Source organism: Rossellomorea sp. ABR4_004, from assembly GCF_056159585.1.
This window is the reverse complement of sequence record NZ_JBSWVM010000001.1, coordinates 804,891-830,831: the sequence shown is the minus strand read 5'-3', so window position 1 is coordinate 830,831 and position 25,941 is coordinate 804,891. Positions and strand designations below refer to the sequence as shown.

Annotated in this window: 29 protein-coding genes; 22 read left to right on the top strand and 7 right to left on the bottom strand. The window is 40.3% G+C overall.

The window, feature by feature from the left end:
- The first annotated feature begins 148 nt into the window (after positions 1-148).
- From ACXAF2_RS04595 to recO, 4 genes are all read left to right on the top strand, one after another.
- Positions 149-547, top strand: a complete 399-nt coding sequence (locus ACXAF2_RS04595; protein ID WP_034757514.1) for a cytidine deaminase — start codon at positions 149-151, stop codon at positions 545-547.
- Entirely contained in the window at positions 540-1,460 is a 921-nt protein-coding gene (era, locus tag ACXAF2_RS04590) for a GTPase Era (protein ID WP_475137560.1), read from the top strand. The genes ACXAF2_RS04595 and era overlap by 8 nt, the downstream gene beginning before the upstream one ends.
- 111 nt (positions 1,461-1,571) lie before the next feature.
- A complete protein-coding gene (locus ACXAF2_RS04585; protein ID WP_341356603.1) occupies positions 1,572-1,715 on the top strand; it encodes a YqzL family protein in 144 nt (47 codons plus the stop codon).
- 45 nt (positions 1,716-1,760) lie between these two features.
- A complete protein-coding gene (gene recO, locus ACXAF2_RS04580) occupies positions 1,761-2,513 on the top strand; it encodes a DNA repair protein RecO (RefSeq protein ID WP_475137559.1) in 753 nt (250 codons plus the stop codon).
- Between the two features lie 468 nt (positions 2,514-2,981).
- Here recO and ACXAF2_RS04575 read toward each other — a convergent pair whose 3' ends face one another.
- Complete coding sequence (locus ACXAF2_RS04575; protein WP_475137558.1) at positions 2,982-4,355, bottom strand: glycine--tRNA ligase; 1,374 nt, start codon at positions 4,353-4,355, stop codon at positions 2,982-2,984.
- Between the two features lie 466 nt (positions 4,356-4,821).
- Here ACXAF2_RS04575 and ccpN point away from each other — a divergent pair, with 466 nt between their 5' ends.
- The 10 genes from ccpN to ACXAF2_RS04525 all read left to right on the top strand — a co-directional run bounded on the left by ccpN (position 4,822) and on the right by ACXAF2_RS04525 (position 14,587).
- Positions 4,822-5,448: a transcriptional regulator CcpN gene (gene ccpN, locus ACXAF2_RS04570; protein ID WP_044339617.1), complete on the top strand. Its 627-nt coding sequence runs from the start codon at positions 4,822-4,824 to the stop codon at positions 5,446-5,448.
- A 13-nt stretch (positions 5,449-5,461) separates the two neighbouring features.
- Complete coding sequence (locus ACXAF2_RS04565) at positions 5,462-6,274, top strand: pyruvate, water dikinase regulatory protein (RefSeq protein WP_113970612.1); 813 nt, start codon at positions 5,462-5,464, stop codon at positions 6,272-6,274.
- 310 nt (positions 6,275-6,584) lie between these two features.
- Positions 6,585-7,052, top strand: coding sequence for a YaiI/YqxD family protein (locus ACXAF2_RS04560; RefSeq protein WP_475139106.1), 468 nt, complete (start codon positions 6,585-6,587; stop codon positions 7,050-7,052).
- 44 nt (positions 7,053-7,096) lie between these two features.
- Positions 7,097-8,908, top strand: a complete 1,812-nt coding sequence (dnaG, locus tag ACXAF2_RS04555) for a DNA primase (protein WP_475137557.1) — start codon at positions 7,097-7,099, stop codon at positions 8,906-8,908.
- 33 nt (positions 8,909-8,941) lie between these two features.
- A complete protein-coding gene (rpoD, locus tag ACXAF2_RS04550) occupies positions 8,942-10,072 on the top strand; it encodes an RNA polymerase sigma factor RpoD (RefSeq protein ID WP_148969711.1) in 1,131 nt (376 codons plus the stop codon).
- A gap of 108 nt (positions 10,073-10,180) precedes the next feature.
- A complete protein-coding gene (locus tag ACXAF2_RS04545; RefSeq protein ID WP_475137556.1) occupies positions 10,181-10,732 on the top strand; it encodes a hypothetical protein in 552 nt (183 codons plus the stop codon).
- Positions 10,733-10,895: 163 nt separating this feature from the next.
- On the top strand, positions 10,896-12,038 hold the full coding sequence (locus ACXAF2_RS04540) for an acyl-CoA dehydrogenase (RefSeq protein ID WP_148995746.1): 1,143 nt from the start codon (positions 10,896-10,898) through the stop codon (positions 12,036-12,038).
- 231 nt (positions 12,039-12,269) lie between these two features.
- Positions 12,270-12,644: a cytochrome c550 gene (gene cccA, locus ACXAF2_RS04535; protein ID WP_148969708.1), complete on the top strand. Its 375-nt coding sequence runs from the start codon at positions 12,270-12,272 to the stop codon at positions 12,642-12,644.
- A 117-nt stretch (positions 12,645-12,761) separates the two neighbouring features.
- A complete protein-coding gene (locus tag ACXAF2_RS04530) occupies positions 12,762-13,472 on the top strand; it encodes a tRNA (adenine(22)-N(1))-methyltransferase (protein ID WP_475137555.1) in 711 nt (236 codons plus the stop codon).
- The gene (locus ACXAF2_RS04525) at positions 13,469-14,587 is read left to right on the top strand and encodes a Nif3-like dinuclear metal center hexameric protein (RefSeq protein ID WP_475137554.1); all 1,119 of its coding nucleotides are present in this window, start codon (positions 13,469-13,471) and stop codon (positions 14,585-14,587) included. Before ACXAF2_RS04530 ends, ACXAF2_RS04525 begins: the two co-directional genes overlap by 4 nt.
- A 38-nt stretch (positions 14,588-14,625) precedes the next feature.
- On the opposite strand, the gene ACXAF2_RS04520 is transcribed toward ACXAF2_RS04525, so the two are convergent.
- On the bottom strand, positions 14,626-15,582 hold the full coding sequence (locus ACXAF2_RS04520; RefSeq protein WP_475137553.1) for a 4-hydroxy-3-methylbut-2-enyl diphosphate reductase: 957 nt from the start codon (positions 15,580-15,582) through the stop codon (positions 14,626-14,628).
- Positions 15,583-15,752: 170 nt separating this feature from the next.
- On the bottom strand, positions 15,753-16,484 hold the full coding sequence (gene vrrA, locus ACXAF2_RS04515) for a VrrA/YqfQ family protein (protein WP_475137552.1): 732 nt from the start codon (positions 16,482-16,484) through the stop codon (positions 15,753-15,755).
- 309 nt (positions 16,485-16,793) lie between these two features.
- On the opposite strand from vrrA, the gene ACXAF2_RS04510 reads away from it, so the two are divergent.
- Together ACXAF2_RS04510 and ACXAF2_RS04505 are read left to right on the top strand one after the other, a co-directional pair.
- Complete coding sequence (locus ACXAF2_RS04510) at positions 16,794-18,101, top strand: DEAD/DEAH box helicase (RefSeq protein ID WP_475137551.1); 1,308 nt, start codon at positions 16,794-16,796, stop codon at positions 18,099-18,101.
- A 69-nt stretch (positions 18,102-18,170) separates the two neighbouring features.
- On the top strand, positions 18,171-19,064 hold the full coding sequence (locus tag ACXAF2_RS04505) for a deoxyribonuclease IV (RefSeq protein WP_475137550.1): 894 nt from the start codon (positions 18,171-18,173) through the stop codon (positions 19,062-19,064).
- Between the two features lie 55 nt (positions 19,065-19,119).
- Here ACXAF2_RS04505 and ACXAF2_RS04500 read toward each other — a convergent pair whose 3' ends face one another.
- The gene (locus tag ACXAF2_RS04500) at positions 19,120-19,374 is read right to left on the bottom strand and encodes a DUF2624 domain-containing protein (protein ID WP_475137549.1); all 255 of its coding nucleotides are present in this window, start codon (positions 19,372-19,374) and stop codon (positions 19,120-19,122) included.
- Between the two features lie 90 nt (positions 19,375-19,464).
- Between ACXAF2_RS04500 and ACXAF2_RS04495 the strand changes: the two genes are divergently transcribed.
- From ACXAF2_RS04495 to ACXAF2_RS04475, 5 genes are all read left to right on the top strand, one after another.
- On the top strand, positions 19,465-20,346 hold the full coding sequence (locus ACXAF2_RS04495; RefSeq protein ID WP_148995741.1) for a YitT family protein: 882 nt from the start codon (positions 19,465-19,467) through the stop codon (positions 20,344-20,346).
- A 151-nt stretch (positions 20,347-20,497) separates the two neighbouring features.
- Positions 20,498-21,274, top strand: coding sequence for a metal ABC transporter ATP-binding protein (locus tag ACXAF2_RS04490; protein ID WP_475137548.1), 777 nt, complete (start codon positions 20,498-20,500; stop codon positions 21,272-21,274).
- A gap of 18 nt (positions 21,275-21,292) precedes the next feature.
- A complete protein-coding gene (locus ACXAF2_RS04485) occupies positions 21,293-22,150 on the top strand; it encodes a metal ABC transporter permease (protein WP_475137547.1) in 858 nt (285 codons plus the stop codon).
- Between the two features lie 3 nt (positions 22,151-22,153).
- Entirely contained in the window at positions 22,154-22,570 is a 417-nt protein-coding gene (locus tag ACXAF2_RS04480; RefSeq protein WP_044339634.1) for a Fur family transcriptional regulator, read from the top strand.
- 115 nt (positions 22,571-22,685) lie between these two features.
- A complete protein-coding gene (locus tag ACXAF2_RS04475; RefSeq protein ID WP_475137546.1) occupies positions 22,686-23,045 on the top strand; it encodes a DUF1499 domain-containing protein in 360 nt (119 codons plus the stop codon).
- 33 nt (positions 23,046-23,078) lie between these two features.
- Here the strand turns inward: ACXAF2_RS04475 and ACXAF2_RS04470 are convergent, their stop codons facing one another.
- Positions 23,079-23,648: a hypothetical protein gene (locus ACXAF2_RS04470; protein WP_475137545.1), complete on the bottom strand. Its 570-nt coding sequence runs from the start codon at positions 23,646-23,648 to the stop codon at positions 23,079-23,081.
- 201 nt (positions 23,649-23,849) lie between these two features.
- Between ACXAF2_RS04470 and ACXAF2_RS04465 the strand changes: the two genes are divergently transcribed.
- On the top strand, positions 23,850-24,230 hold the full coding sequence (locus tag ACXAF2_RS04465; RefSeq protein WP_475137544.1) for a DUF4190 domain-containing protein: 381 nt from the start codon (positions 23,850-23,852) through the stop codon (positions 24,228-24,230).
- Between the two features lie 84 nt (positions 24,231-24,314).
- Here ACXAF2_RS04465 and ispG read toward each other — a convergent pair whose 3' ends face one another.
- Both ispG and ACXAF2_RS04455 read right to left on the bottom strand, forming a co-directional pair.
- Entirely contained in the window at positions 24,315-25,418 is a 1,104-nt protein-coding gene (gene ispG, locus ACXAF2_RS04460; RefSeq protein WP_187443688.1) for a flavodoxin-dependent (E)-4-hydroxy-3-methylbut-2-enyl-diphosphate synthase, read from the bottom strand.
- Between the two features lie 125 nt (positions 25,419-25,543).
- Positions 25,544-25,906: a hypothetical protein gene (locus ACXAF2_RS04455; protein WP_475137543.1), complete on the bottom strand. Its 363-nt coding sequence runs from the start codon at positions 25,904-25,906 to the stop codon at positions 25,544-25,546.
- Between the last annotated feature and the right edge of the window lie 35 nt (positions 25,907-25,941).

Here is a 25,941-nt window from a genome sequence, read left to right as displayed (position 1 = left end):
ACTTGTATAGAATAAGTGGAGCAAAGGACAAAATCGATAAATAGTTTGAATTATCTAACTATTTTATTACAAAATGATAACAGCCCATTTTCTTTTATGAAAATTGTAGTAAAATGAATTTGTAAGGGTTAAAAGGAGAGTTAAACGAATGAATGCAGAACAATTGATACAAGAAGCTAAACTAGCGAGAGAAAAAGCATACGTACCATATAGTAAATTTAAGGTTGGAGCGGCCCTTCTGTCTAAGGATGGTAAGGTATATCACGGTTGTAATATCGAGAATGCAGCCTACAGTATGTGTAATTGTGCTGAAAGAACAGCCCTATTCAAAGCATACTCAGAAGGCGATACAGACTATTCAATGATTGCGGTTGTAGCAGACACGGCAAGACCGGTGCCGCCATGTGGAGCCTGTCGTCAGGTCATTTCAGAGTTATGTCCGAAAGAGATGAAAGTCGTACTGACAAACCTTAAAGGCGATGTGGAAGAACTAACCGTTGCAGAACTATTACCAGGAGCTTTTTCACCGGAGGATTTAAATGAGTAATATAGGCAGTAATACAGAATACAAATCAGGCTTTATTTCCATCATCGGACGGCCGAACGTAGGGAAGTCCACTTTCCTGAACCGTGTAATCGGTCAAAAGATTGCGATTATGAGTGATAAGCCTCAAACAACACGAAACAAAGTTCAGGGAGTTTTCACCACAGATGATGCACAAATGATATTCATCGATACTCCAGGGATACACAAACCGAAACATAAACTGGGAGACTTCATGATGAAGATTGCTCAGAACACTTTAAAAGAAGTGGACGTCATTTTGTTTATGGTCAACGTAGAAGAAGGTTTGGGAAAAGGAGATCACTTCATCATCGAGAAGTTAAAAGGGGTCAAAACGCCTGTTTTCCTTATTCTTAATAAGATTGATCAAATTCACCCTGATGCGCTATTGCCGATGATTCAACAATATAATGACCTGTTTCCTTTCGCGGCGACTGTTCCGATTTCAGCACTTGAAGGAAATAATGTAGATAACCTTCTACAATTATTAAAGGATCAACTGCCAGAAGGACCTCAATTTTATCCTGCTGATCAAATTACAGACCATCCTGAACGTTTTATCGTTTCAGAACTCATACGTGAGAAGGTCCTGCACCTGACAAGGGAAGAGATTCCCCACAGCATTGCAGTCGTGATCGATAAAATGGAGCGAAAGCAAGAGAAGGACCTTATTGACGTGATCGCAACCATTATTGTGGAGAGAGACTCGCAAAAAGGGATTGTCATAGGAAAACAGGGATCGATGCTAAAGGAAGTAGGAAAGCGCTCCCGTGTCGACATTGAGAACCTGTTGGGATCAAAGGTTTATCTTGAGCTATGGGTGAAGGTACAGAAGGATTGGAGAAACCGATCTTCTACCCTGCGTGACTTTGGATTCAGCGACGAGGAATATTGATAGCCGAATTAACAATATTTAGGCCGCATCTTTTAGAGAGAAAATGCTCATTCTAATCACAAGAAAGCTTATGAAGTCTTGCTAGTTTAAATCCAGAAAGGTGGGTTTTTTATGTTAGACTTAACATGGAAATTTTTTTCGCAGACAGGAAGTATAGACACCTATTTACTTTTTAAGGAGCTTGAAAAGGAGACGGTAGAGGATCCTTACAGCTTTGAAGAAGAAACAGCGGAAGTTGATTTTCCTTTAACGTGATAAGCTTGTCATCACCCGGATGGATTGATGTCGGGAGGTGGCTATATGCTGCAGAAGTGTGAAGGAATCGTTATCAGAACGAATCATTACGGTGAGTCGAACAAGATTGTTACCATATACACACGAGAATTCGGAAAGATAGGATTGATGGCTAGAGGGGCAAAGAAACCTAATAGCCGTCTATCCGCCATTTCACAATTGTTTACATATGGTTATTTCCTTTTTATTAAAGGAAGTGGGCTGGGTACACTCCAACAGGGAGAGATGGTTGAATCGTTAAGGCATGTGCGGGAAGATCTGTTTAAGACGGCTTATGCCACTTACATCGTCGACCTTCTGGACAAAGCGACAGAAGACCGGAAACCGAACCCATTTCTATTTGAATTGCTTTATAAGACCATTCACTATTTAAATGAAGACTATGATCCCGAAATTCTTATGCACATATTTGAAATGAAGATGCTCCCTGTATTAGGGTTGTATCCTCATTTGAATGGATGTAGTGTATGCGGGGAGGCGGATGGTGAGTTCGCTTTCTCATTTAAAGAAAATGGATTCATCTGTCATCGTTGTTTAAGTGAAGATCCTCATCATTTTCCGATCTCGCAGAGCACTGTGAAGCTTCTGAGGGTATTTTACTATTTCGATATCAATCGATTGGGAAATATATCGGTGAAAGATGAAACAAAGAGTCAATTGAAGCGGGTAATCAGGACTTATTACGATGAAAATTCAGGTCTGACATTAAAATCCAGGAGGTTCCTAGACCAAATGGATAACCTTAAGGACTTATTCTAGCTTATAATGCTGTTTGTGATTATATAGAAAGGGCCCATTCACCATGGTGAATGGGCCTGTTTTTTATGGGGTTTTGTTTCCGCTTTAGGTGTCTGCTAGCTCCGGGGCTTAGAGGCTCGAGGTCATAAGTCAAACATACCAAAAAGGCAAAGAACGCCTTTCCGGTATGTTCGTCTTATGCTTGTCGCCTCTAGGCAAAGCCCCTCCGCTTTAGGTGTCTGTTAGCTCCGGGGCTTAGAGGCTAGAGGTCATAAGTCAAACATACCAAAAAGGCAAAGAACGCCTTTCCGGTATGTTCGTCTTATGCTTGTCGCCTCTAGGCAAAGCCCCTCCGCTTTAGGTGTCTGCTAGCTCCGGGGCTTAGAGGCTCGAGGTCATAAGTCAACCCTGCCAAAAAGGCAAAGAACGCCTTTCAGGCAGGGCTATCTTATGCTTGTCGCCTCTGAACGAGCCGTCTCGCTTTAGGTTTTAGAATTTAATCTTCTCTTGCAAGAACGCCTTTACTTCGCTGATCGGCATTCTTACCTGATCCATTGTGTCACGGTCACGTACGGTCACTTGGCCATCTTCAACCGAGTCAAAGTCAAATGTGATACAGAATGGTGTACCGATTTCATCTTGACGTCGGTAGCGTTTACCGATTGATGCTGTTTCGTCGAAGTCAATCATAAGATCCTGTGATAATTCTTCATACACCTTGATTGCATCATCAGATAACTTTTTCGAAAGGGGCAGGACCGCTGCTTTAAATGGAGCCAGTGCCGGATGGAAGCGGAGCACTGTACGTGAATCATTTTCAAGCTCCTCTTCTTCAAAGGCGTCACATAGGAATGCAAGAGTGACACGGTCTGCACCTAGGGATGGTTCAATACAGTATGGTACATACTTTTCATTTGTTTGAGGATCCATGTAGTGGAAGTCCTCATTCGAATGTTCCATATGACGCTTCAGGTCAAAGTCAGTTCGATCTGCTACACCCCAAAGCTCTCCCCAACCAAATGGGAATTTGTACTCAATATCCGTAGTTGCATTACTGTAATGTGATAATTCATCTTGATCATGATCGCGTAAACGCATGTTATCTTCGTTCATTCCGAGGTTAAGCAACCAATTTTTACAGAACTCACGCCAGTAAGAGAACCATTCGAGGTCTTCTCCCGGTTTACAGAAGAATTCCAGTTCCATTTGTTCAAATTCACGTGTTCTGAATGTGAAGTTACCAGGTGTAATTTCATTTCGGAAGCTTTTTCCGACTTGAGCAATACCGAAAGGCATTTTCTTACGCATGGAGCGCTGAACATTCTTGAAGTTAACAAATATACCTTGTGCTGTTTCTGGGCGTAAATAGATTTCATTTGTAGAAGATTCTGTCACACCTTGATGAGTCTTAAACATTAAATCGAATTGACGGATATCGGTGAAATCCTGGCTTCCGCAATCAGGGCACACGATACTGTGCTCTTTGATGATTTCTTCCATTTTTTCAAATGAAAGTCCATCCACTATCATCTCGATGCCTTTTTCTTCAAGGGCATTTTCGATGATTTTGTCTGCACGATGGCGTGTTTTACATTGCTTACAGTCGATCATTGGATCGTTAAAGTTCCCAACGTGACCAGAAGCTACCCAAGTTTGCGGATTCATTAAGATACTTGCATCAAGACCCACATTGTAAGGGGATTCCTGAACGAATTTTTTCCACCATGCTTTTTTAATATTGTTTTTTAACTCTACACCTAGTGGACCGTAATCCCACGTGTTAGCAAGTCCACCGTAAATTTCAGAACCCGGGAAAACAAATCCGCGATGCTTCGCTAAATTTACTACTTGTTCCATTGACATAAAAGTCACTCCTTTTCATCTTGTATGTAATAAAATAAAAAAGCTCGTCCCTAGGCTTATAGCCTAGGGACGAGCTTGATACTCGCGGTTCCACCCTAGTTGATATACGTCATGTATACCCACTTTTAAATGTAAAATAGCTCGGGATTGCCGTTTCCCTGCTTTCCAGGCTTTCACCGTCCCTGGTCGCTTGAATGCAGCAAGTACTTATTGATCCGTCATAGCATGATTGAATATAAGATGAAGACATTTTATCATGATAAAGAAATAAAAACAACTACTGATCAGTAGAAGGGAAAAGATTTGAAGTTTGTATCAAAAAAAGATAATCTGTGTTAGGTGAAATTTAAAATATAGTGTTGACACAATTGAATGATAATATGCTCTTTTCATTTTCTTTAAATAGTATATAATATTTCATATAAAGTATAACATAAATCGTTTGTCCGTTAGGTGGTGAGTAACAATCGAACTTAATAAGCGTCAAGAACACATCTTACAAATAGTTAAAGACAACGGACCTATCACTGGTGAACAAATCGCGGATCAATTAAACTTGACCAGGGCGACTCTCAGACCTGATCTAGCCATTCTAACCATGGCGGGTTACCTCGATGCCCGTCCCAGAGTGGGATATTTCTATACAGGGAAAACTGGAACGCAGCTGTTGACAGAAAACCTTAACAAAATATATGTTAAAGATTATCAATCGATTCCTGTAGTGGTGAACGAAAATGTTTCTGTGTATGATGCCATTGTTACAATGTTCCTTGAGGACGTAGGAACATTGTTTGTAGTGGATGCCAATACGTACTTAGTTGGCGTTCTGTCCCGTAAGGATCTATTAAGGGCGAGCATCGGGAAGCAGGAACTAAGTACCTTGCCGGTGAATATCATTATGACGAGAATGCCTAATATCACGGTCTGTGAAAAGGATGACCAGCTAATAGGTGTGGCCAAGGACTTGATTCATAAGCAAATCGACTCTGTACCGGTGATTAAGAAAACAGAGAAAGGCGATTTAGAGGTCATAGGCAGAATTACAAAAACCAATATCACGAAAGCATTTGTAGCGTTAGCAGATGAATATTAGAAGGTGGTGAACGATCGTGAAAGAACCGATCATCTATGTTGTATCCGACTCGGTGGGTGAAACTGCTGAACTAGTCACAAAAGCGGCAATTAGCCAATTCAATGGTTCCAATACGGTCATTAAGCGCTTTCCGTATGTAGAGGACTTAGAGCATATCGATGAAGTGATTTCCCTGGCGAAATTAAACCAGGGCCTGATCGTGTACACTCTCGTAAAGCCGGATATGCGTGCTTATATTAAAAAAGAAGCTGAAAGAGAAGAATTGTATGCATTTGATATTATCGGTCCATTAATGGATAAATATCAATCAGCTTACCAAAAGGAACCGTTGTTCGAACCGGGAACGGTAAGAAAGCTGGATGATGATTATTTCAAGAAAGTGGAAGCGATAGAGTTTGCCGTCAAGTACGATGATGGCCGAGACCCCCGCGGCATCCTTAGAGCGGATATTGTACTTGTAGGTGTCTCCAGAACTTCAAAGACGCCGTTATCACAATATCTTGCCCTGAAGAGAATTAAGGTTGCCAATGTACCACTAGTACCTGAAGTCGATCCACCAGAGGAATTATTTATGGTTTCTCCGAAGAAGTGCTTCGGATTAAAGATTAGTCCTGAGAAGTTGAATACGATTCGCCGGGAAAGATTAAAGTCATTAGGGTTGAATGATCAGGCGAGCTATGCAAACATCCAACGCATTGAAGATGAGCTGAAATATTTCGAGAAAATAACGAATCGCATCGGTTGCCATGTGATTGACGTAACGAATAAAGCTGTAGAAGAAACAGCCAATGTCATTACGAATATATACCAGCACTCAAGCAATTAACTTGTAAAAAAGAATGATCCTCTCCCTGAACTGAAAGGGAAAGGATCATTCTTTTTTGGTGGATCCAAAAGGAAACAATCAAAGGTTTTATAAATTGAGTTTTTATAGTGGTCAAACTTGTCCGATTATACTATAATAAAAAATTGTGATAAAAATATTTAAAATAGGTTTAGACTAAACTCTTAAGGAATAAACTAATTATTGTGATATGTCAAGTCTCGTCTTAATTAAAATTCGACAATTTTTATCAATTCTCTAGGAATATTCATAAACAGAGAAGGATAATACGGAGTGATGTAGAATAGTTAGTATTAGCGAACATAAGTCTACCGTATATGTAGATGCAGATGCTTGCCCGGTAAAACAGGAAATCATTAAAATTACCAGAGGATATGGCTTTGAAGTTGTTTTTGTTGCTTCTCATGCCCATAGAAAGAACACACCTGATCAAGGTAGATGGGTATATGTCGATAGTTCCAAAGAAGCGGCGGACTTATACATCATGAACCATGTTAAATCACATGACGTACTGGTTACCCAGGATATTGGATTGGCGTCATTGGTTTTACCCAAAAAAGTTTATGCCATCTCTCCCAGGGGAAAAGCCTACAGGGAAGAGAGTATAGTCACGGCACTCGATTATCGATACGTTGCAGCAAAAGAACGCCGTAGAGGCAACTATGGGAAAGGTCCTAAACCTTTTACAAATGAAGACAGAGAAACTTTTTGTATTCGCTTCGATAAAATCTTGTCGGAAATTGCAGGAGAATCGGAATAAGTACAGAATGGATTAAGAGGGTAAATAAAAACAGGTGATAAATCGTGTCTGAAAGAATCCCTGAAGATAAGTTAAATAAAATATTATCGTCAACCGATATCGTAGATGTCGTCAGTGATTATGTACAACTGAAAAAGCAGGGACGCAATTATTTCGGTTTGTGTCCGTTTCATGGAGAGAATACTCCATCTTTTTCTGTTTCCCCTGACAAACAAATATTTCACTGTTTCGGATGTGGGGCCGGGGGAAATGCGTTTACGTTTCTAATGGATGTTGATGGTTTAAGCTTCCTGGAAGCAGCGCAAAAGCTTGGATCTAAAGTAGGAGAAGAAATCTCCATACAGACATCTTCGTCTGAAAGGGAGCTTCCCCCTCAAGAAGATGAAAAACAAATGATGGAAGCTCATGGATTATTAAGTAAATTTTACCATCATCTCCTTCTAAATACAAAAGAAGGTCAGGAAGCTCTCGAATATTTATTGGCTCGGGGGTTTACGACTGAAAGCATTACTAAATTTCAGATTGGATGGTCGCTTCCAAGCTGGGATTTCACGGTTAAGTTTCTTCAGAAGAGAGGCTATTCCCTGGAACTGATGGAAGCGGCGGGTTTACTCGTTAGAAGGGAAAGAGACAATTCCTTCTTGGATCGCTTCAGGGGAAGAATCATGTTCCCTATAGTTGATACGAAAGGGAATACGGTCGCTTTTTCAGGAAGAAGCATCGATGTGAATGATGAACCGAAGTACTTAAACAGTCCTGAAACGAAAATTTTTAACAAAAGCAGCATTCTTTATAACTATCACGGCGCACGTTCAATGATTAGAAGAAAACAGCAGGCCATTCTGTTTGAAGGATTTGCCGACGTCATATCAGCCAGTGAAGCAGAGGTGGAAAATGGCGTAGCCACTATGGGTACATCATTAACAGAGCAGCAAATCGGACTGCTTAAACGCCTGACTGATTCCGTGATCATATGTTATGACGGTGATTCTGCTGGAGTGGAAGCCGCATTCCGTGCTGGAAATCTTCTGCACAATCATCAGCTGAACATTCGTGTCGCAACAATACCGGAACAATTAGACCCTGATGACTACATTTCAAAATATGGTCCAACAAAGTTTCAACAAGATGTAATAGGGGCAAGCTTAACGTTCATGGCATTTAAACTTCGGTACTATAAGCTGAATAAAAACTTAAATGATGAAGGAGATCGCCTTAAGTATATAGAAGACATACTTAAGGAAATTACCCAACTGAGTAAAGCGGTTGAAAAGGATTATTATTTAAGGTATTTAGCAGATGAGTTCCAATTATCTCTTGATGCTCTTCAACAGCAGCTCTTTGAACTGGAAGGCCCTGACAAACGGAATTCCAAACCGCCTAAACAGGTAGGTATGCAAGGCAATTTCTCGAGGAAGACTCAGTCAAAACTATTACCCGCTTATCAAACGGCTGAGAGAAGATTGATTGCCTATATGCTTAAGGACCCGAACATCGCTTATAAGATTCAGGAGTGGCTTGCAGGTACTAACCTTAATATTGATGAACATCAGGCTATTATTACTTATTTATTGGGTTATTATGAAGAAGGTCTGCCTCCAAGTGCCAGTGCCTTTATCGGGTATCTTCCCGATGAGAGGTTAAGAAGGATCGTAACGGACATTGAAATGATGTCAATAAGCGAAGAAAGTACGGACCAGGAATTAGTAGATTATGTCAATCAGGTGTTAAAACATCAAAAGATGTTGAGAATAAAAGAAAAAGAAGTGGAAAGAAAAGAAGCAGAACGACTAAAGGATTACCGAAAAGAAGCACAAATAGCAATGGAAATCTTACAGCTGCGTAAGTCTCTATAAAGTTTTGTAAGGAAGTTGGAAGGAGGGGAACAAATGGCTGAAAAGTCAGCGCGTTCCAAACAAATAGCATCAGAATTAACAGTTGATCAGGTGAAAGAATTTTTAGTTAACCAAGGTAAGAAAAGAGGAGTCCTCACATACGAAGATATTGCTGATAAATTATCAGGGTTTGAGTTAGATTCCGATCAAATGGATGAATTCTACGAACACTTAGGTGAACAAGGTGTAGAAATTATCAATGAAAATGACGAAGATGATGATCCGGGTGCTACAGAGTTAGAGAAAGAAGAGGAAGAAGAATTCAATCTGAATGATTTAAGCGTTCCTCCAGGAGTTAAAATAAATGATCCTGTCCGTATGTATCTGAAGGAAATTGGAAGAGTTGATCTCTTATCTGCAGAGGAAGAGATTAATCTCGCCAAGAGGATTGAAGAAGGCGATGAGGAAGCTAAGCGACGTCTTGCTGAAGCGAACCTGCGACTTGTTGTAAGTATTGCCAAGCGTTACGTTGGTCGAGGTATGCTATTCCTAGATCTTATCCAAGAAGGAAATATGGGTCTGATTAAAGCGGTAGAAAAGTTCGATTACCGTAAAGGGTACAAATTCAGTACGTATGCAACCTGGTGGATTCGTCAAGCCATTACCCGTGCGATCGCTGACCAGGCCAGAACGATTCGTATCCCGGTTCATATGGTGGAAACCATTAACAAGCTTATTCGTGTACAAAGGCAGTTATTGCAAGATCTAGGGCGTGAACCGGCACCGGAAGAAATAGCAGAAGAAATGGATCTGACACCTGAAAAGGTTCGGGAAATCCTTAAGATCGCTCAAGAGCCTGTATCCCTTGAAACGCCAATTGGTGAAGAAGACGATTCTCATCTTGGTGATTTCATTGAAGATGCAGAAGCTCAATCTCCATCAGAACATGCTGCCTACGAACTATTAAAAGAACAGCTTGAAGATGTTCTGGATACTTTAACAGATCGTGAAGAAAATGTTCTTCGATTACGCTTTGGTCTGGACGATGGAAGAACCCGCACACTAGAAGAAGTAGGGAAAGTCTTCGGTGTAACAAGGGAACGTATTCGTCAAATTGAAGCAAAAGCTTTAAGAAAACTGCGTCATCCAAGCAGAAGCAAACGATTAAAGGACTTTTTAGAATAGAAACCCTATTTACTGCCTCTATTGTATAGAGGTGGTTTTTTTTGCTCTAAATAAAGGGTTTTTCAACACCTTTGACGAATGTAGCTAAAAGATTTAAGAGTTAAAGGTGTGACAACAACTGTGAAAAGAGTAAAAAAATCAAGAAAAGAATTGATTGTGAATGAAATACAACTTTGGAAGCAAGCTAATATGCTGCCAGAGCACTATTGTGACTATCTCCTTGCATTATATACCGAAGGAGATGGTATGGAACACAGTACTCATAAGACTGCCAAAAAGAAGATATTGCTCAAAGACTTCTTAAATTCTATTTGTGCGATATTGATTTCATTATTTGTCATTTATTTTACTGAATTGTCAATCGTTTTGCAAACAACGATTTTGGCAAGTTTTGTCGGATTATTAGTAGCGACAGGAATTTATTATACTAAAAAACAATTTTCTCCTTTGCTCTTGTATATGACTGCCGCTTGTATACTTCTTCTGTCCTCCATAGAAATAACAGAAGAGTTATTCGGCAGGAGTTCTGTCGGAATGTACATAACCCTATTTCTGAACTGTTTCCTATGGATAAGTGCAGGTTTGAAATGGAAGCTGGGTTATCTTTCCCTTTCCGGTATGGCAGGGGGAGTTCTACTAATTATTTTTATATCACTATAACTTCTGAAAATTTAAAAGTTTTTTAAAGTTGAGAAAATTCACTATTCCCTTTTATAATAAGAATGAGAGCGCATTCATAGAGTGCAGTGATTATGTTTGAAAGCGCTATTATGGAAATGGAGTTAGGGCTTTCAGTCATCAAAGTTAGACAAGGGGGATAAGGATGAATTTCGACTTAACACAAGAACAAACAATGATTAAAAAGACAATCAGGGAATTTGCTGAGGAAGAAGTGGCTCCCGGTGCATTGGATCGGGACCGCACTAAGGAGTTTCCTAAAGAAATTTTCAAGAAGCTTTCTGATCTGGGGATGATGGGTCTTCCGTTTCCCGAGGAATATGGAGGGGCAGGCGCCGACACGGTCAGTTTCGCAATTGTAACCGAAGAGCTTAGCAGAGCATGTGCATCGACAGGTATTACGTACTCTGCTCATATTTCTCTCGGTGGAGCACCCATTAACTTATTTGGATCTCATGAACAAAAGCAGGAATACTTAACGCCGATCTGTACAGGGGAATCATTTGGTGCTTTCGGCCTGACAGAACCTAATGCAGGTTCCGATGCAGGCGGCACCCAAACCACTGCAGAAGATAAAGGGGATAAATGGGTCATTAACGGTAATAAATGCTATATTACCAATGCAAGCTATGCGAATCATCTCGCTTTAACAGCGATTACTGGTAGAAACAATGGGAACAAAGAAATTAGTGCGATTATCGTTCCGACTAAAGCAAAAGGATTTACGGTAATCGATAATTATGAAAAAATGGGCCTTCATTCATCAAACACGACTGAGTTGGTTCTTGAAGATGTGGAAGTACCTAAAGAAAACCTGTTAGGAAAGCAAGGAGAAGGTTTCAAGCAGTTCCTTGTCACCCTGGACGGTGGAAGGATTGGAATCGGTGCTATGGCTGTTGGTGTGGCTCAGGCTGCTTTTGATAAAGCACTGCAGTATTCCAAGGAAAGAAAGCAATTTGGCAAAACCTTATCACAGTTTCAAGTCACGCAATTTAAGCTTGCTGACATGGCAATGAAGATCGAACTGGCAAGGAATATGGTTCATAAGGCAGCGTGGCTGAAAGATCAAGGTAGACCATTTTCGAAGGAAGCATCCATGTGTAAGCTTTACGCTTCGGAAATCAGTATGGAAGTAGCGGATGAAGCCATTCAGATTCATGGTGGATACGGTTACATGAAAGAATATCACGTGGAAAGATATCTACGGGATGCCAAGCTCCTTGAAATCGGTGAAGGGACCTCAGAAGTTCAGAGAATGGTCATTTCAAGGCTGATAGGATGTCAATAAGGTGAAAACATCATAATAGCAATCAGGAGCTCTATTGGTCCGTTCTTGGGGCAGTAGGGCTCTCCTTCTTTTACTGAAAACTTTCCTTTTTTCACACGAAATGTGTCTAATTTGTGAGAAAGATGGAAAAGTTAATTGATAGTACTTTTACTTTGTCGTTTTTTACAGTAAAATATAAAGTGTTGAAAAGAGCACTATTTTTGGATGTTGTACATAAAGGAGGTTAAAATCATGAATCGTAATCCAATTATTCCATTCGTACTTATCATGGCTCTTGGAATTGGTCTTGTTTTCTTCTTATCTTTAGAAGGCCTTAATAACGCTGATGAAAAAGCAAAAGAAGAAGGTCACGGAGAAATGGAAGGTAAAGAAGGCGAACAGGCTTCAAGCGGAGAATTCGATCCGGAAGCTAAGTACAAAGAGTCTTGCGTATCTTGTCATGGTGGAAACTATGAAGGTGGCGCCGGTCCTGCTCTAAAAGGAACAAAGCTATCTAAAGACGAGATTAAAGAAACGATCAAAAACGGTAAAGGTATGATGCCGGCTGGTCTAGTAGAAGAAGGAAATCTGGATGCTATGGCAGACTGGATTAAATCACTTAAATAATCAATGATTGAAAAAGGTTCTTTGTCTTTTGGGCAAAGGACTTTTTTTATTGTGTAAAGTTGGTTAGAATGATTATCGTATATGATTTACCCAATAAAAATGATTAAAGGTGAACGAATGAATATTCAACAGTTATCAAAACGACTAGAAACAGTTGTTTCATACATACCCAAGCAATCGAAAATCGCTGATATCGGTTCGGATCATGCATACTTACCGTGCTACGCTGTCAATAAAGGCATTGCATCCTCTGCCATCGCAGGAGAAGTAGTGAAAGGGCCATATCTTTCTGCCAAGAAACAAGTGGAAGATGCCAAATTAACTCAAAAGGTCGAAGTAAGATTAGGGAATGGGCTGGAAGTGATTTCTCCAGGTGAAGTGGATTGTATTACGATCGCCGGAATGGGGGGGACATTGATTGCCTCTATCCTGGAGGCGGGTAAAGCAAAGCTAACCAATCAACCCAGGTTAATTCTTCAGCCCAATGTGAGTGCAAGGTCCATCCGGACGTGGCTTATGGATAATGAATGGGACTTAATAGGGGAAGAAATTCTTGAAGAAGATGATAAGGTGTATGAAATTCTAGTGGCGGAAAAAGGAAAGCCGAGACGTCACTACTCTGGTGAGCTTGAAAAAGAGTTGCTGCTCGGTCCATTTTTGATGAAGGAGCGTAACGATGCATTTTTGAAAAAATGGAATCAGGAGCTTCATCAATGGAAGAATATATTGAATAACATGGAAAAAGCAGAAAAAACGGATGCGTTGGAAGAACGAAAACGGGAACTCATTCAAAAAATAAAAATGGTGGAGGAGGTTCTGATCCTATGAAAACAGTAAACGGCCATGAGATCATTCAGCTGTTTGAGCAATTTTCACCAAAACATTTAGCAGAAGATGGGGATCCCATTGGTCTTCAAATTGGTAAGTTGAACGAAAAGGTTGAAAATGTGATGATCACCTTGGATGTATTGGAGAATGTGGTGGATGAAGCAATCAAAAACAATGTGAAATTAATCATTGCACACCACCCACCGCTTTTTCGTCCACTAAAGTCACTGCAAACGGATACGTATCAGGGACGGATGATCGAGAAGTTAATCAAGCATGATATTGCGGTGTATGCGGCTCACACGAATCTTGATGTGGCGACAGGGGGAGTGAATGACCTTCTGTCCGACATGTTACATTTGCAGGATACGTCTGTACTCGTCCCTACCCACCATGAGGAGCTCCGTAAATTGGTCGTTTATGTGCCAACAGAAAATGCAATGGAACTCCGGACTGCCCTCGGTAATGCGGGAGCAGGACATATCGGAAACTATTCACATTGCAGCTTTTCGACTGAAGGAAAGGGGAGATTCCTTCCTGAGGAGGGCACGAACCCTCATATCGGGAAGCAAGGCACCCTTGAGGAAGTAGCAGAAGAAAAAGTGGAGACGGTTTACCCTGTTTCTTCAGAGAAAAAAGTGTTGAAAGCCATGTTTACCCATCATCCTTATGAAGAAGTTGCCTATGATATCTATTCCCTTAAAAACGGATCACCCGCTTTAGGCTTAGGTAGAATCGGACACCTACAAAATGAGATGAGTCTTAAGGAATTTGCTTTAGTTGTAAAAGAAACATTTGGTATGGACGGAATCAGAGTCATCGGTGATGGGGAAGCAAAAGTGAAGAAAGTAGCGGTGCTTGGCGGAGATGGAAATAAGTTTATCGGAAAAGCGAAAAGACAGGGGGCGGATGTATTCGTCTCAGGAGATATCTATTACCATACCGCCCACGACGCCATGATGATGGGTCTGAATGTCGTAGATGCAGGTCATCACATCGAAAAGGTCATGAAGGATGGAGTGGCCAGTTATTTAGCGAAAAAATCCTCGGAAAAAGGGTATATCGTCAATATATTCGCGTCAAAAGCTGAAACCAACCCATTTACTTATATGTAAAGATGAAGGCCCCTTAGAAATTCTAAGGGGCCTTTCACTTATTTTGTTCCCAATTTAGCTTTTCGTACCTTAGGGAGAATCTTATTTAATGGAACATTACGCTCTCTTGTCCAAGTGGATTCATCATTTGGATTAAAAGCTTCAAGGAATTTAATGACTTCTTTTACGATTGGAGTAGGTGTGGATGCACCGGCTGTTACAGCAACGACGCCCGCATCTTTTATCCATTCTATATCCAATTCACTAATGTCTGAAATGCGATGTGCAGGAGTACCTGCGATATCCTTTGATACCTGAGCAAGGCGGTTGGAGTTATTACTCTTAGGATCTCCTACGACGATGAGAACATCTGCATCACCAGCTTGTTCAGCAACTGCTTCCTGACGAACCTGGGTAGCCAGGCATATTTCTTTATGCAGTTCAACGTGAGGATACATTTCCTTCACTTTATCCATCGTATCCAATACATCCCATTGACTCATGGTCGTTTGGTTTGTCACAATGATTTTTTCGTTTTCAATAGAAAGTTTTTCTACATCTTCAGCTGTTTCCACGAGATGCACGATATCGGGTGCAACCCCGACAGCTCCTTCAGGCTCTGGATGTCCTTTTTTACCGATATAGATCACGTCGTAACCTTCCGCTTCTTTAGCGCGAATCAGATCATGTGTTTTCGTTACATCGGGACACGTTGCGTCAAGTGTGACAAGTCCTTTTTGTTTGGCTATTTCTTTCACTTCAGGAGAGACTCCATGAGCGGTGAAGATAACAGTTCCTTCGTTAACTTGCTCGATGATTTCTTTTCTGTTGCTGCCATCCAGGGTAATGATCCCGTCTTCTTCGAATGCGTCAGTCACGTGCTTGTTGTGAACGATCATGCCTAAAATATAAATTGGACGAGGAAGCGATTTGTCTAATGCAGCGTTTCTTGCAATGACCATTGCATCTACAACACCGTAACAATAGCCTCTCGGAGTAATCTTAATAATTTCCATCTATGAATATCCTCCTACATGAGAAAAGGTTTTGTCTTCATTATAAAGGAGAACAGTCCTCCTGACAAAGAGAACGATAATAATGTGATCCTTTCCTTATCGAAATGCCTTTGATTGGGCGTTAAAAAAATCCCTAAATAGGTGATTCAGTACCTTTAGGGATCCCGGTCTTAAATATACAGTTTGGGCTTTGATCCTGATTTAGACTGTGATGGTGCCTGGTTATCATCAGGATCTTCACTTTTCTCTGAATTTTCTACTGATGGTTTCTTTTTCTTTTTTCTCTTAACGGTGGATTCAACTTCAGGGATGTCGATATCCTCTTTCTTGTCTTCGTTTTTCCCGTCGTCGGACGCATCATCGGCAGACATATCTTTGAATCCACGATATAACTTCCATAGTGACGGGATATTTTTCACCATAGGTCCATATTGTTGGAACATCGGCCCCAGTTGTTGAGCGGTCTGGAGCATTTGCTGTGTATTGGATAAAAAGGAATTCACATTACCGGGGTTCAATAAGCTCTGGAGGATTCCGCCGGCTGCCTGTGGAGATCGTTCAAAGCCAGTCGTGTTGGAAGGTGAATCCCCTCTGGAAAATTGTTGTAATAATCCTCCGCCTGTATTCTGGTTATCCCCCTTTTTAAGAAGCTTAGACAATAAACCACCTTTACCTGTACCCCGGCTTTTTCCTCTCTGGTTCATCCCCATATTGAATCCTTGATTTTGGCGTTGTCCTCCAAACTGAAACGGAGGTGGCTGCGTCTGCCCCTGCGTCTGCCCCAGTCCAAAGCCATTCCTTTTAGGCTGCTGCATTCCGAACCCGTTGAATCCCCGCTGCTGTCTCATCCCGAAAGGATTTCGCATATCCTGGCCCTGATTCCTCATTCTTCTAGGCGGCATTATGACAGCCTCCTTTCATTCGAATAAATTCCTCGTCAGTATAGAGTATGCAATAGGTGAAAAAAGGGTATTCATACAATATCATCTCAAATTAAAATAAGTATGAACTAGATGTTTTGCCAAAAAAATATTATAATGGTTAGATGTTCTTTAAATATGACGCTTGCTAACGTTAAGATAAAATCACTCGTGGTGATAAAGTGATCCGTAAATTTTATATATATCTATGGTGATTGATGTGTTCGACTTTGCATCCATCCCGATGACAGCGTAAATAAAAGGATATTTTGATAAAAGGAGATGTAAAGAATGAAAAAGAATTTATTTCTACAATTCGGTTTCCAGTCTTTCATTAATGAAGCTGTAGAAGAACTGGGTTTCTACGAACCAACAGAAATTCAAAAGAAAATGATCCCACTGATTTTAAAAGGGCAAAGTGCGATTGGTCAATCCCAGACAGGAACGGGAAAAACACATTCATATCTATTGCCGATCATTGAGAAGGTGAATTCAGATTCTGAACAGGTACAAGCAGTGATTACTGCTCCAACCCGTGAACTTGCACAACAGATTTATCAAGAAATACTAAAGATCACGAAGGATAGCAACATTGTTTCCCGCTGCTTTATTGGTGGAACGGACAAGCAGAGAACGATTGAGAAATTAAAACATCAGCCTCATATTGTGGTTGGGACTCCCGGCCGGATCAATGATTTAGTGAAAGATCAAGCCTTATTTGTTCATACTGCCAGTTTACTGGTTATTGATGAAGCGGATCTGATGCTTGATATGGGATTCATTGAAGACGTGGATCAGATTGCAGCTAAGATGCCTGAAAAATTACAAATGCTTGTATTCTCTGCGACGATTCCAGAGAAACTGAAGCCATTCTTGAAAAAGTATATGGAAAATCCACAATATGCACATGTAGAGCCCGAACAGCTATCTGCAAAGAATATCCAACATGTGATCGTCCCTCTTAAGAGTCGCGATAAAATTAACCTATTATACAATATTTTAGTGGATATTAATCCATATTTAGGTATCGTTTTCACCAATACTAAACAAAAAGCAGATGAAGTGGCAGATGCTTTGATCGCTAAAGGATTAAAGGTTGGACGGATTCACGGTGACCTTTCTCCACGTGAGCGTAAGAAAATGATGAAGCAAACGAGAAACTTGGATTATCAGTACATCGTAGCGACTGATTTAGCAGCAAGAGGGATCGACATTGAAGGTGTAAGTCATATCATTAACTTTGAGCTGCCACAAGATCTCGATTTCTATGTTCACCGTTCCGGCCGTACAGCGCGTGCAGGTAATACAGGGATTGCCTATACCATTTATACACCTTCGGATGAAGATGCATTGAATCGTCTGGAGAAGCTCGGAATCAGCTTTGCTCATCAAGACATTAAGAAAGGGGAATGGTCTGAGTTACCACCTCTGAACAAACGTAAGAACCGTCAAAAAACGAATGTTGATGAGATTGATGAAAAAGCGAAATCAATGGTTCGAAAACCGAAAACAGTCAAGCCGGGCTATAAAAAGAAAATGAAATACAAAATGGATCAAATCAAGAAACGTGAGAGAAGAAAGAAAAACAGAAGTAAATAAGTGTTTTAACGTGATTCATTTGTACACATTCGATACAATATAGAGAGATTTTCTTAGGAGTTGAGAAGAATGGTTAAGATTGGATCCCATGTTTCAATGAGTGGTAAAAAAATGCTATTAGCCTCCAGTGAAGAAGCCGTTTCTTATGGAGCGAATACTTTTATGATTTATACTGGTGCTCCTCAAAATACGAGAAGAAAAAAAATCGAAGACTTAAATATTGAAGCGGGAATCGCTCACATGAAAGAAAATGGGATAGAGGACATCGTTGTTCATGCTCCCTATATCATCAACATAGGAAATACCACGAACCCTGCTACATTTGAATTAGGTGTCAATTTCCTCCGTTCTGAAATAGAGCGCACAGAAGCTCTGGGAGCGGGGCAGATTGTGCTTCACCCGGGTGCTCACGTAGGTGCAGGAGCAGATAAGGGAATCGATAAGATTATAGAAGGTTTGAATGAAGTGTTAACAAAAGATCATAAAGTGCAAATTGCATTGGAAACAATGGCAGGGAAGGGTTCTGAATGTGGAAGGTCTTTTGAGGAATTAGCTCAGATCATCAATGGAGTAGAACTGAATGATCGCCTTTCTGTTTGCTTCGATACTTGTCACACCCATGATGCAGGATATAATATTGTGGAAGATTTCGATGGAGTCTTGGAAGAATTCGATAAGATTGTCGGGATTGATCGCTTAAAGGTTCTGCACATTAACGATAGTAAGAATGAACGTGGAGCCAGTAAAGATCGCCATGAAAATCTAGGATTCGGACATATCGGATTTAAAGCACTGAACTATATTGTTCACCATCCACAGCTGAAAGAAGTACCTAAGATTCTGGAAACACCATATGTAGGGGAAGATAAGAAAAATAAAAAACCTCCTTACAAGTTCGAAATTGATATGCTTCAGAGTCAAACATTCGATGAAGATGTATTAACGAAAATACTGAATCAATAAAAAAGGTAATAGAGGAGGTCATCTCTCATCAATAGGGACGCCTCCTCTTCTTTTACTATCTGATAAGCTGCAAAAAGAGTTGGTTGATTTCCTTTGCCTTGGAAGGACCTATGATCCTGGCTAAGTCCTTCACCAATTTACTGCGTCTCTTGTCATCAAAAATATTGATGTTCTTTCCTTTAACACTAGCGACGATGCTTGTTGCCTGCTGGGACGTCAATGAAATGTTATATTGATTGGCGTACTTTAATAATTCTTCATTTGTGATATTGTTGATTTTGTGATTAATCACGTTTTGTAATAGCTTCATGTTTATCACTCCTCAAAAGATACATATGTAACTCGTGATCAGAAAGTGACATTTTTATAAGAAAATAAAGTGAAAGGAAAGGAATTGCCGATGACCCAAAGAGTGCATAAAAAAGAAAGTCCCCTTCATTTTATTTACCGATTGATCTTTATTACGATCGGAGCAGCCTTAGCTGCTATATCCATTGAGTTGTTCCTTGTTCCAAATAATATCATCGATGGTGGAATTATTGGTGTTTCGCTGATATTGGATTATTTAGTTTCAGACACCATTCCATTTGTAAACTTTGCAACCCTGCTCGTTCTCCTTAATCTCCCTTTCATGTATTACGGGTATAAACATATCGGGAAAACCTTTGTCGTTTCTTCTTTGTTTGCCATTATCGCACTGGCAGGTATCGAAAGCCTTTTACACCATATTGATCCGTTTGTAACAGAGAAAGTGTTAGCCACTGTTTTCGGAGGATTGACTCTTGGAGTTGGGGTCGGCCTGGTGATACGCCATGGTGGATCTCTGGATGGAACTGAAATCCTTGGTATCCTTTTAACGAAGAAGCTTCCGTTTTCAGTGGGGGAGTTTGTTATGTTCATCAATATTTTCATTTTCGGCTGGGCAGCATTTGTCTTCGGACTTGAAGAAGCGATGTATTCCGTTATGACCTACTATATAGCCTTTAAAACGATTGATACGGTGATTCAGGGAATGGATGAAACGAAGGCAGTTATCATTGTTTCTGACCATTACCTTGATGTATCCGACGCAATACTTAAGAGACTTGGCAGGGGAACAACGATGTTAAAGGGTCGTGGAGGATACACAGATAATGATAAAGAGGTCATTTATGTCGTGGTCACCAGACTTGAAGTAACAAAGTTGAAATCCATCGTTTCTGATGTGGATCCCAATGCCTTCATTACGATTATGAGTACACAGGAAACGAAGGGTGCACGATTTAAGTCTGCGATTCATTGATTTAGCATACAAATAAAGGACTGCTCACTCAAATTGAGCAGTCCTTTTATATGGTATTAGGGCCTGAATGATTTACAATTGTGCACTCATCATGTATACTACCCTATGTACTTTTAAATCGTAATGATTCTTATAAAGAGAGATGATTAAAATGGATACTACAAATCCTATTATAAAATTAGAAGATGTGAATTTCAGATATGAGCGGGAAAGAGTGCTCGAAGATATAAACCTAAGTATTCCGAGAGGGGCATTCCTTGGGATCGTCGGACCTAATGGTTCAGGAAAATCGACATTACTAAAGCTTGTCCTTGGCCTTTTACGAGTAAAACAAGGCAATATTGAGCTATTTGGGATCCCCCAGCATAAATTCAAACAATGGGATCGCATTGGATTTGTTTCCCAGAAGGCTAATAGCTTCAATACAGGCTTTCCAGCCACGGTATATGAGGTGGTGGCGAGCGGGTTAGCGAAAAAAGCTGGCTTGTTCAAGAGGATTTCATCTAAATATAAACAAGATGTTTACGGTGCCATAGAATCGGTTGGGATGAGTCAATTTACTAAACGTAACATTGGAGAATTATCAGGTGGACAACAGCAAAGGGTGTTCATTGCCCGGGCCCTCGTCAGCCAGCCTGATGTACTGATCCTTGATGAACCGACAGTTGGTGTGGACAGTCAAAACGTCCAAAACTTCTATGATATGTTAGAAACCTTAAATAAAGATTTAGGGATAACTCTCGTTCTTGTCACTCATGATATAGGATCGATTTCGAACAAAGTGACTCATGTCGCTTGTTTAAATAAACATTTACATTTCCATGGCAAAACAGAAGAGTTTGAGAAGCTAAAGGAAAATCAGCTTTCCTCTTTTTATGGTCATGATGTACATTTTTTAAATCATGAACATGAACATCATCATTCATGATCGATTGGAGGGAAGACAATGCTACAAGCTATTTTTCAATATGAATTTCTACAAAATGCTTTTCTAACGGGGATTCTCATTGGAATCATCGCCCCCTTATTAGGAGCATTCATTGTCGTAAGGAGGCTTTCTTTAATTGCTGATGCCTTGAGTCACGTCACTCTGTCAGGTATTGCAGCGAGCCTGTATTTAAGTAAAACAATGCCTGCTTTTTCGGGATTGAATCCACTCTACTTTGGAATGGTATTCTCTGTCATGGGCTCATTGTTCATAGAACGTTTGCGTATGTTATACAAGCATTATCAGGAGCTTGCGATACCAATCATCCTATCAGGGGGAATCGGGATAGGGGTCATCTTCATTTCGCTGGCAGACGGTTTTAATACAGATTTATTTAGTTATTTGTTTGGAAGTGTCAGCGCAGTCAGCAGAGGAGATTTGTATCTGATTGGAGGAATCAGCGTTCTTGTCATAGCCGTGATTTTCCTGCTTTATAAAGAATTGTTTCTTCTATCCTTTGATGAAGACCATGCAAAGGCGTCAGGTATCCCTGCTAAGGCGATCCACTTTATCTTTATGGTCATGGTGGCACTTGTGATTGCCGCTTCCATGCGCATCGTCGGGATCCTGCTCGTTTCGTCTCTTATGACATTACCGGTTGCTGCAAGTATAAGAATTGCCAATGGATTTAAACAAACGATAGGGTTTTCACTGTTATTCGGTGAAATCTCTGTTATTGTTGGATTGATCAGTGCCTTCTATTTGAATCTTGCACCAGGTGGTACGATTGTCATGACGGCTATTTTAATCCTTCTCATTACAATTGTGATAAAAAAAATAAGAACGTCGAGTCATTCTTCTAGAGTTGAGGTGTAGAAAATGAATGTTACGGAAGCAATGGACCTGTTAAAATCAAAAGGTTATAAGCATACAGGAAAACGCGAGCAATTATTAGAGTTGTTTTCCAGTTCTAACAAATATTTGACGGCTAGGGATGTTTTGGAAAATATGAAAGCTGATTACCCGGGGCTCAGTTTTGATACAATCTACCGTAATTTGAGCTTGTTTGTTGAACTTGAAATCTTGGAAGAGACTGAGCTATCAGGTGAAAGACATTTTCGATTTACATGCGAAAGTCATCACCATCATCATCACTTCATTTGTATGGATTGTGGGAAAACGAAAGAAATTCACACATGCCCAATGGAAGCATTAAAAGAAAATTTAACGGACACAGGGTATGATATATCCGGCCATAAATTCGAAATTTACGGCAAATGCCCTCAATGTCAGTAGAGAGATCCTTTTTAGGGTCTCTTTTTTCTTTTACAGAAACGTCCAAAGTTTAAGTAAAGGAAAAAGAGGGAAAAAATGCATTTATATATGAAAGAAACTGAGAGGAGATGCAGCCATGGAAACAGTGCCTTTTACTCACTGCCCGACGAATAAAAAAAACTGTGTGAGCACAATTGATCTCACATTATATCATCGGATAGCACCACTTCCCATCAGTGGAAGCATAGAGGATACGAAGGAGAGCATCCGTAGTACCCTAAGCAAGTTCGATCATGTAGAGATCAAGGAAGAGAAGTCACATTATGTGCATGCGGTTTTCACATCAAAATGGTTGAAATTCAAGGATGATCTCGAACTCTATATTGATGAAAGTACACATCTTCTACATATCAAGTCGGGTTCACGTCTCGGATATTATGATTTTAAAGTGAATCGGAAACGGGTGGAACAATTTAAAGATTTATTTAATAAGTAATGGAAAAAGCCTCCTACGATCAGAGGCTTTTTCTTATGATTCATTTTGAAGCCAGGTTTGAACCCAGGAGTTCGCTTCCTGCCAGTCATTTACGCGAATGACTCCATTAGGGATCGGTTGTTGATTGTAAGGTGTGTTAAATAACAGAACGGGAATCGATAGTTCTTCAGAAATCGCTACTGCATTATCATGTTTATCCTCAAAGAAAATATCGACACCGTGTTTTTTTGCTGTTGAAATTTTGTCATGTGAACCGATTAATTCGATGTGATGATACATCAAGTCCTGGGTATTGAACCATTCTTTGGTTAATTGGATGAGATCGGATCTTCTTGCACTTATGAAATAAAGCTCATGTATTTCTTTCCATTGATCCAATATTTTCTTTGCGCCAGGAGCAAGGGGGGATTCTTTGTAAATGGTTGGTTCCGCTTCCTTGAACCATTTCCCGAACGTTTGAGGTGAAATATTCAGAACTTCAGTCAGCTCGTATTGAGTGATGTCTTGTAAGGTTAAATTCAACTTAAAATAATCATTTATGTGAGGCAGTAAAGATTCAGGTGACGTAACTGTCCCATCAATATCGATTCCAAAACGTTTCATTCTTTATCATGCTCCTCTTTATAAAAACTCCTTCAAGTTTATCACATTTCTGACCAGTAGATAAACGATGTTTTCAAAAAGCAATGAATGGTTTAAAAAGTGAAAGTAAGCTAACAAAAATGACAAACATTAGCATAGTAAATATAGTGAATTGACACACAATAAGAAGGCTCCCAAACACAGAAAGTGAGGGATTGCTGTATGAATGATGAACGACGCGAATTAAACAGCGTTGATCGAAATCTACAAGATATCGACGTGTATTACGACAATCCGGAAACAGATGTGAGTAGAGAATACCGTGAAGAAACAGCAGCAGAAATTGCTGCTCCAATGAGTGTAAGCCGCGACTTTGAAGAGGATACCGCCGAAGATACGACAACATCAGGTCGTGTATTGGGTTACTCTGCACTAGCTCTATCCATTCTTTCCTTATTTATTCTCCCGGTTATCATGGGGGCTGCAGGGATTGTTCTTGGATTTGTGGCAAGAAGAAGAGGAGCAGAAATGCTCGGTGCCTGGGCAATCGGAATTGGGGCCGTATCGATAATTATCGGATTATTTGTACTGCCGTTCTTTTAAGAATCATGCTTTTTCTTGAAATTGGGAGCATTTCAAGAAATAAAAAAAGAGGACTGATCTAAGATCAGTCCTCTTTACATGCATTTATACTTCTTGTTCTTTCTTCTCTGCTTCTTGCTGTGCAAAATATTCTTCTGCGATCTTGTCGATTTCTTTCTTTAATTCCTCAACCATCGTCTCTTCAGGAACTTTCCGGACAGTCTTTCCTTTTCGGAATAAAAGTCCTTCACCACGAGCCCCGGCAATGCCGATATCCGCTTCTCTGGCTTCACCTGGTCCATTAACTGCACATCCAAGGACAGCGACTTTGATAGGTGCTTTTATGGTGGAGATGTATTCTTCCACTTCATTGGCTATTGAAATTAAGTCGATTTCGATACGTCCGCATGTCGGACATGAAATTAAGGTAGCTGCATTGGAAGCTAATCCAAACGACTTTAATAGTTCTCTGGCTACCTTCACTTCTTCAACAGGGTCAGCACTTAACGAAATACGCAGTGTATTTCCAATGCCAAGACTTAGAATCGCCCCTAGACCTGCCGCACTCTTAACTGTTCCTGCAAATAATGTACCTGATTCAGTGATTCCAAGGTGAAGCGGGTAATCAAATGCTTTAGCTGCTTTCGTGTATGCTTCGATGGCCAAGTTTACATCAGATGCTTTCATGGAAACGATTATGTCATGAAAATCTAAATCTTCCAGGATCTTGATGTGGTGAAGGGCACTTTCTACCATACCGTCAGCCGTTGGGTATCCGTACTTTTCAAGGATTTTTCTTTCCAAGCTTCCGGCATTTACCCCTATTCGAATGGGAATCCCTTTTTCTTTCGCTGCTTTGACAACTGCTTCCACTTTTTCACGGCGACCGATATTTCCTGGATTGATCCGGATTTTATCGGCTCCGCCTTCAATGGCTTTTAAGGCTAGTTTATAGTCAAAATGTATATCGACAACAAGTGGAATATTGATTTGTTTCTTAATATCAGCTATCGCGTCTGCTGCACGTTCATCTGGACAAGCTACCCGGACAACCTGACAACCTGCTTCTTCGAGACGGTGAATCTCTTTAACCGTTGCTTCAACATCATGTGTCTTTGTAGTAGTCATACTTTGAATAACAAGTTCATTGTTACCGCCAATAGTTAAATCTCCGACTTTGACCGGACGTGTCTTTGAACGATGTATAATTTCACTCAAGTGTAATTCGCTCCTTTAGAAAGGTTCTAAAACCATTCATTATAAAGTAATACGAAGTTATTGTAACAGTGTTTTGTGTAAAATGACAAGAAATAGGTGTATTTTGCATGTCTGAATTATTGATAATTCGGGATTTTGTATGTTTTTCCAATTTGAATCTTTGCAGGGGGCACATCATTTAATTCTTCGAAATCGGTAATCACACGTTCGATGGGAACAGGTATAGACCCATCAAGAAGATCTTCTACAAGACTTAAGACTGTATCGCCGGGCTTTACCTCCATTTCCACGTAAGGCATGGAGGAGGGATCTTCCTCTGCCGTTTCCTGTGGCACGGTTGGAGACGCCTGATTAACCTGTGGCTGGGCTGTTGCGACAGTGGATTCTTTATAAAGCAGCCTTAAGGTTCCTTTATTTAAGTCATAATAGATACTATAAAGAAGAATGATAATACCAAAGAAAATAGCCATTCTTTTCATATATACTTTCCTCCCGGGTTTTTTAGAATGAATAT

What these genes read in the sequence shown, in the direction of transcription:
- ACXAF2_RS04585 (WP_341356603.1), top strand. Translation starts at nt 1,572, where the DNA reads ATGTTAGACTTAACATGGAAATTTTTTTCGCAGACAGGAAGTATAGAC.
- ACXAF2_RS04575 (WP_475137558.1), bottom strand. Translation starts at nt 4,355, where the DNA reads ATGTCAATGGAACAAGTAGTAAATTTAGCGAAGCATCGCGGATTTGTT.
- ACXAF2_RS04455 (WP_475137543.1), bottom strand. Translation starts at nt 25,906, where the DNA reads ATGAAAAGAATGGCTATTTTCTTTGGTATTATCATTCTTCTTTATAGT.
- ACXAF2_RS04525 (WP_475137554.1), top strand. Translation starts at nt 13,469, where the DNA reads ATGAAAACAGTAAACGGCCATGAGATCATTCAGCTGTTTGAGCAATTT.
- recO (WP_475137559.1), top strand. Translation starts at nt 1,761, where the DNA reads ATGCTGCAGAAGTGTGAAGGAATCGTTATCAGAACGAATCATTACGGT.
- vrrA (WP_475137552.1), bottom strand. Translation starts at nt 16,484, where the DNA reads ATGCCGCCTAGAAGAATGAGGAATCAGGGCCAGGATATGCGAAATCCT.
- ACXAF2_RS04500 (WP_475137549.1), bottom strand. Translation starts at nt 19,374, where the DNA reads ATGAAGCTATTACAAAACGTGATTAATCACAAAATCAACAATATCACA.
- ACXAF2_RS04465 (WP_475137544.1), top strand. Translation starts at nt 23,850, where the DNA reads ATGAATGATGAACGACGCGAATTAAACAGCGTTGATCGAAATCTACAA.
- cccA (WP_148969708.1), top strand. Translation starts at nt 12,270, where the DNA reads ATGAATCGTAATCCAATTATTCCATTCGTACTTATCATGGCTCTTGGA.
- ACXAF2_RS04495 (WP_148995741.1), top strand. Translation starts at nt 19,465, where the DNA reads ATGACCCAAAGAGTGCATAAAAAAGAAAGTCCCCTTCATTTTATTTAC.
- era (WP_475137560.1), top strand. Translation starts at nt 540, where the DNA reads ATGAGTAATATAGGCAGTAATACAGAATACAAATCAGGCTTTATTTCC.
- rpoD (WP_148969711.1), top strand. Translation starts at nt 8,942, where the DNA reads ATGGCTGAAAAGTCAGCGCGTTCCAAACAAATAGCATCAGAATTAACA.
- ACXAF2_RS04475 (WP_475137546.1), top strand. Translation starts at nt 22,686, where the DNA reads ATGGAAACAGTGCCTTTTACTCACTGCCCGACGAATAAAAAAAACTGT.
- ACXAF2_RS04530 (WP_475137555.1), top strand. Translation starts at nt 12,762, where the DNA reads ATGAATATTCAACAGTTATCAAAACGACTAGAAACAGTTGTTTCATAC.
- ACXAF2_RS04595 (WP_034757514.1), top strand. Translation starts at nt 149, where the DNA reads ATGAATGCAGAACAATTGATACAAGAAGCTAAACTAGCGAGAGAAAAA.
- ACXAF2_RS04505 (WP_475137550.1), top strand. Translation starts at nt 18,171, where the DNA reads ATGGTTAAGATTGGATCCCATGTTTCAATGAGTGGTAAAAAAATGCTA.
- ACXAF2_RS04510 (WP_475137551.1), top strand. Translation starts at nt 16,794, where the DNA reads ATGAAAAAGAATTTATTTCTACAATTCGGTTTCCAGTCTTTCATTAAT.
- ACXAF2_RS04520 (WP_475137553.1), bottom strand. Translation starts at nt 15,582, where the DNA reads ATGGAAATTATTAAGATTACTCCGAGAGGCTATTGTTACGGTGTTGTA.
- ACXAF2_RS04470 (WP_475137545.1), bottom strand. Translation starts at nt 23,648, where the DNA reads ATGAAACGTTTTGGAATCGATATTGATGGGACAGTTACGTCACCTGAA.
- ACXAF2_RS04490 (WP_475137548.1), top strand. Translation starts at nt 20,498, where the DNA reads ATGGATACTACAAATCCTATTATAAAATTAGAAGATGTGAATTTCAGA.
- ACXAF2_RS04540 (WP_148995746.1), top strand. Translation starts at nt 10,896, where the DNA reads ATGAATTTCGACTTAACACAAGAACAAACAATGATTAAAAAGACAATC.
- ACXAF2_RS04485 (WP_475137547.1), top strand. Translation starts at nt 21,293, where the DNA reads ATGCTACAAGCTATTTTTCAATATGAATTTCTACAAAATGCTTTTCTA.
- ACXAF2_RS04480 (WP_044339634.1), top strand. Translation starts at nt 22,154, where the DNA reads ATGAATGTTACGGAAGCAATGGACCTGTTAAAATCAAAAGGTTATAAG.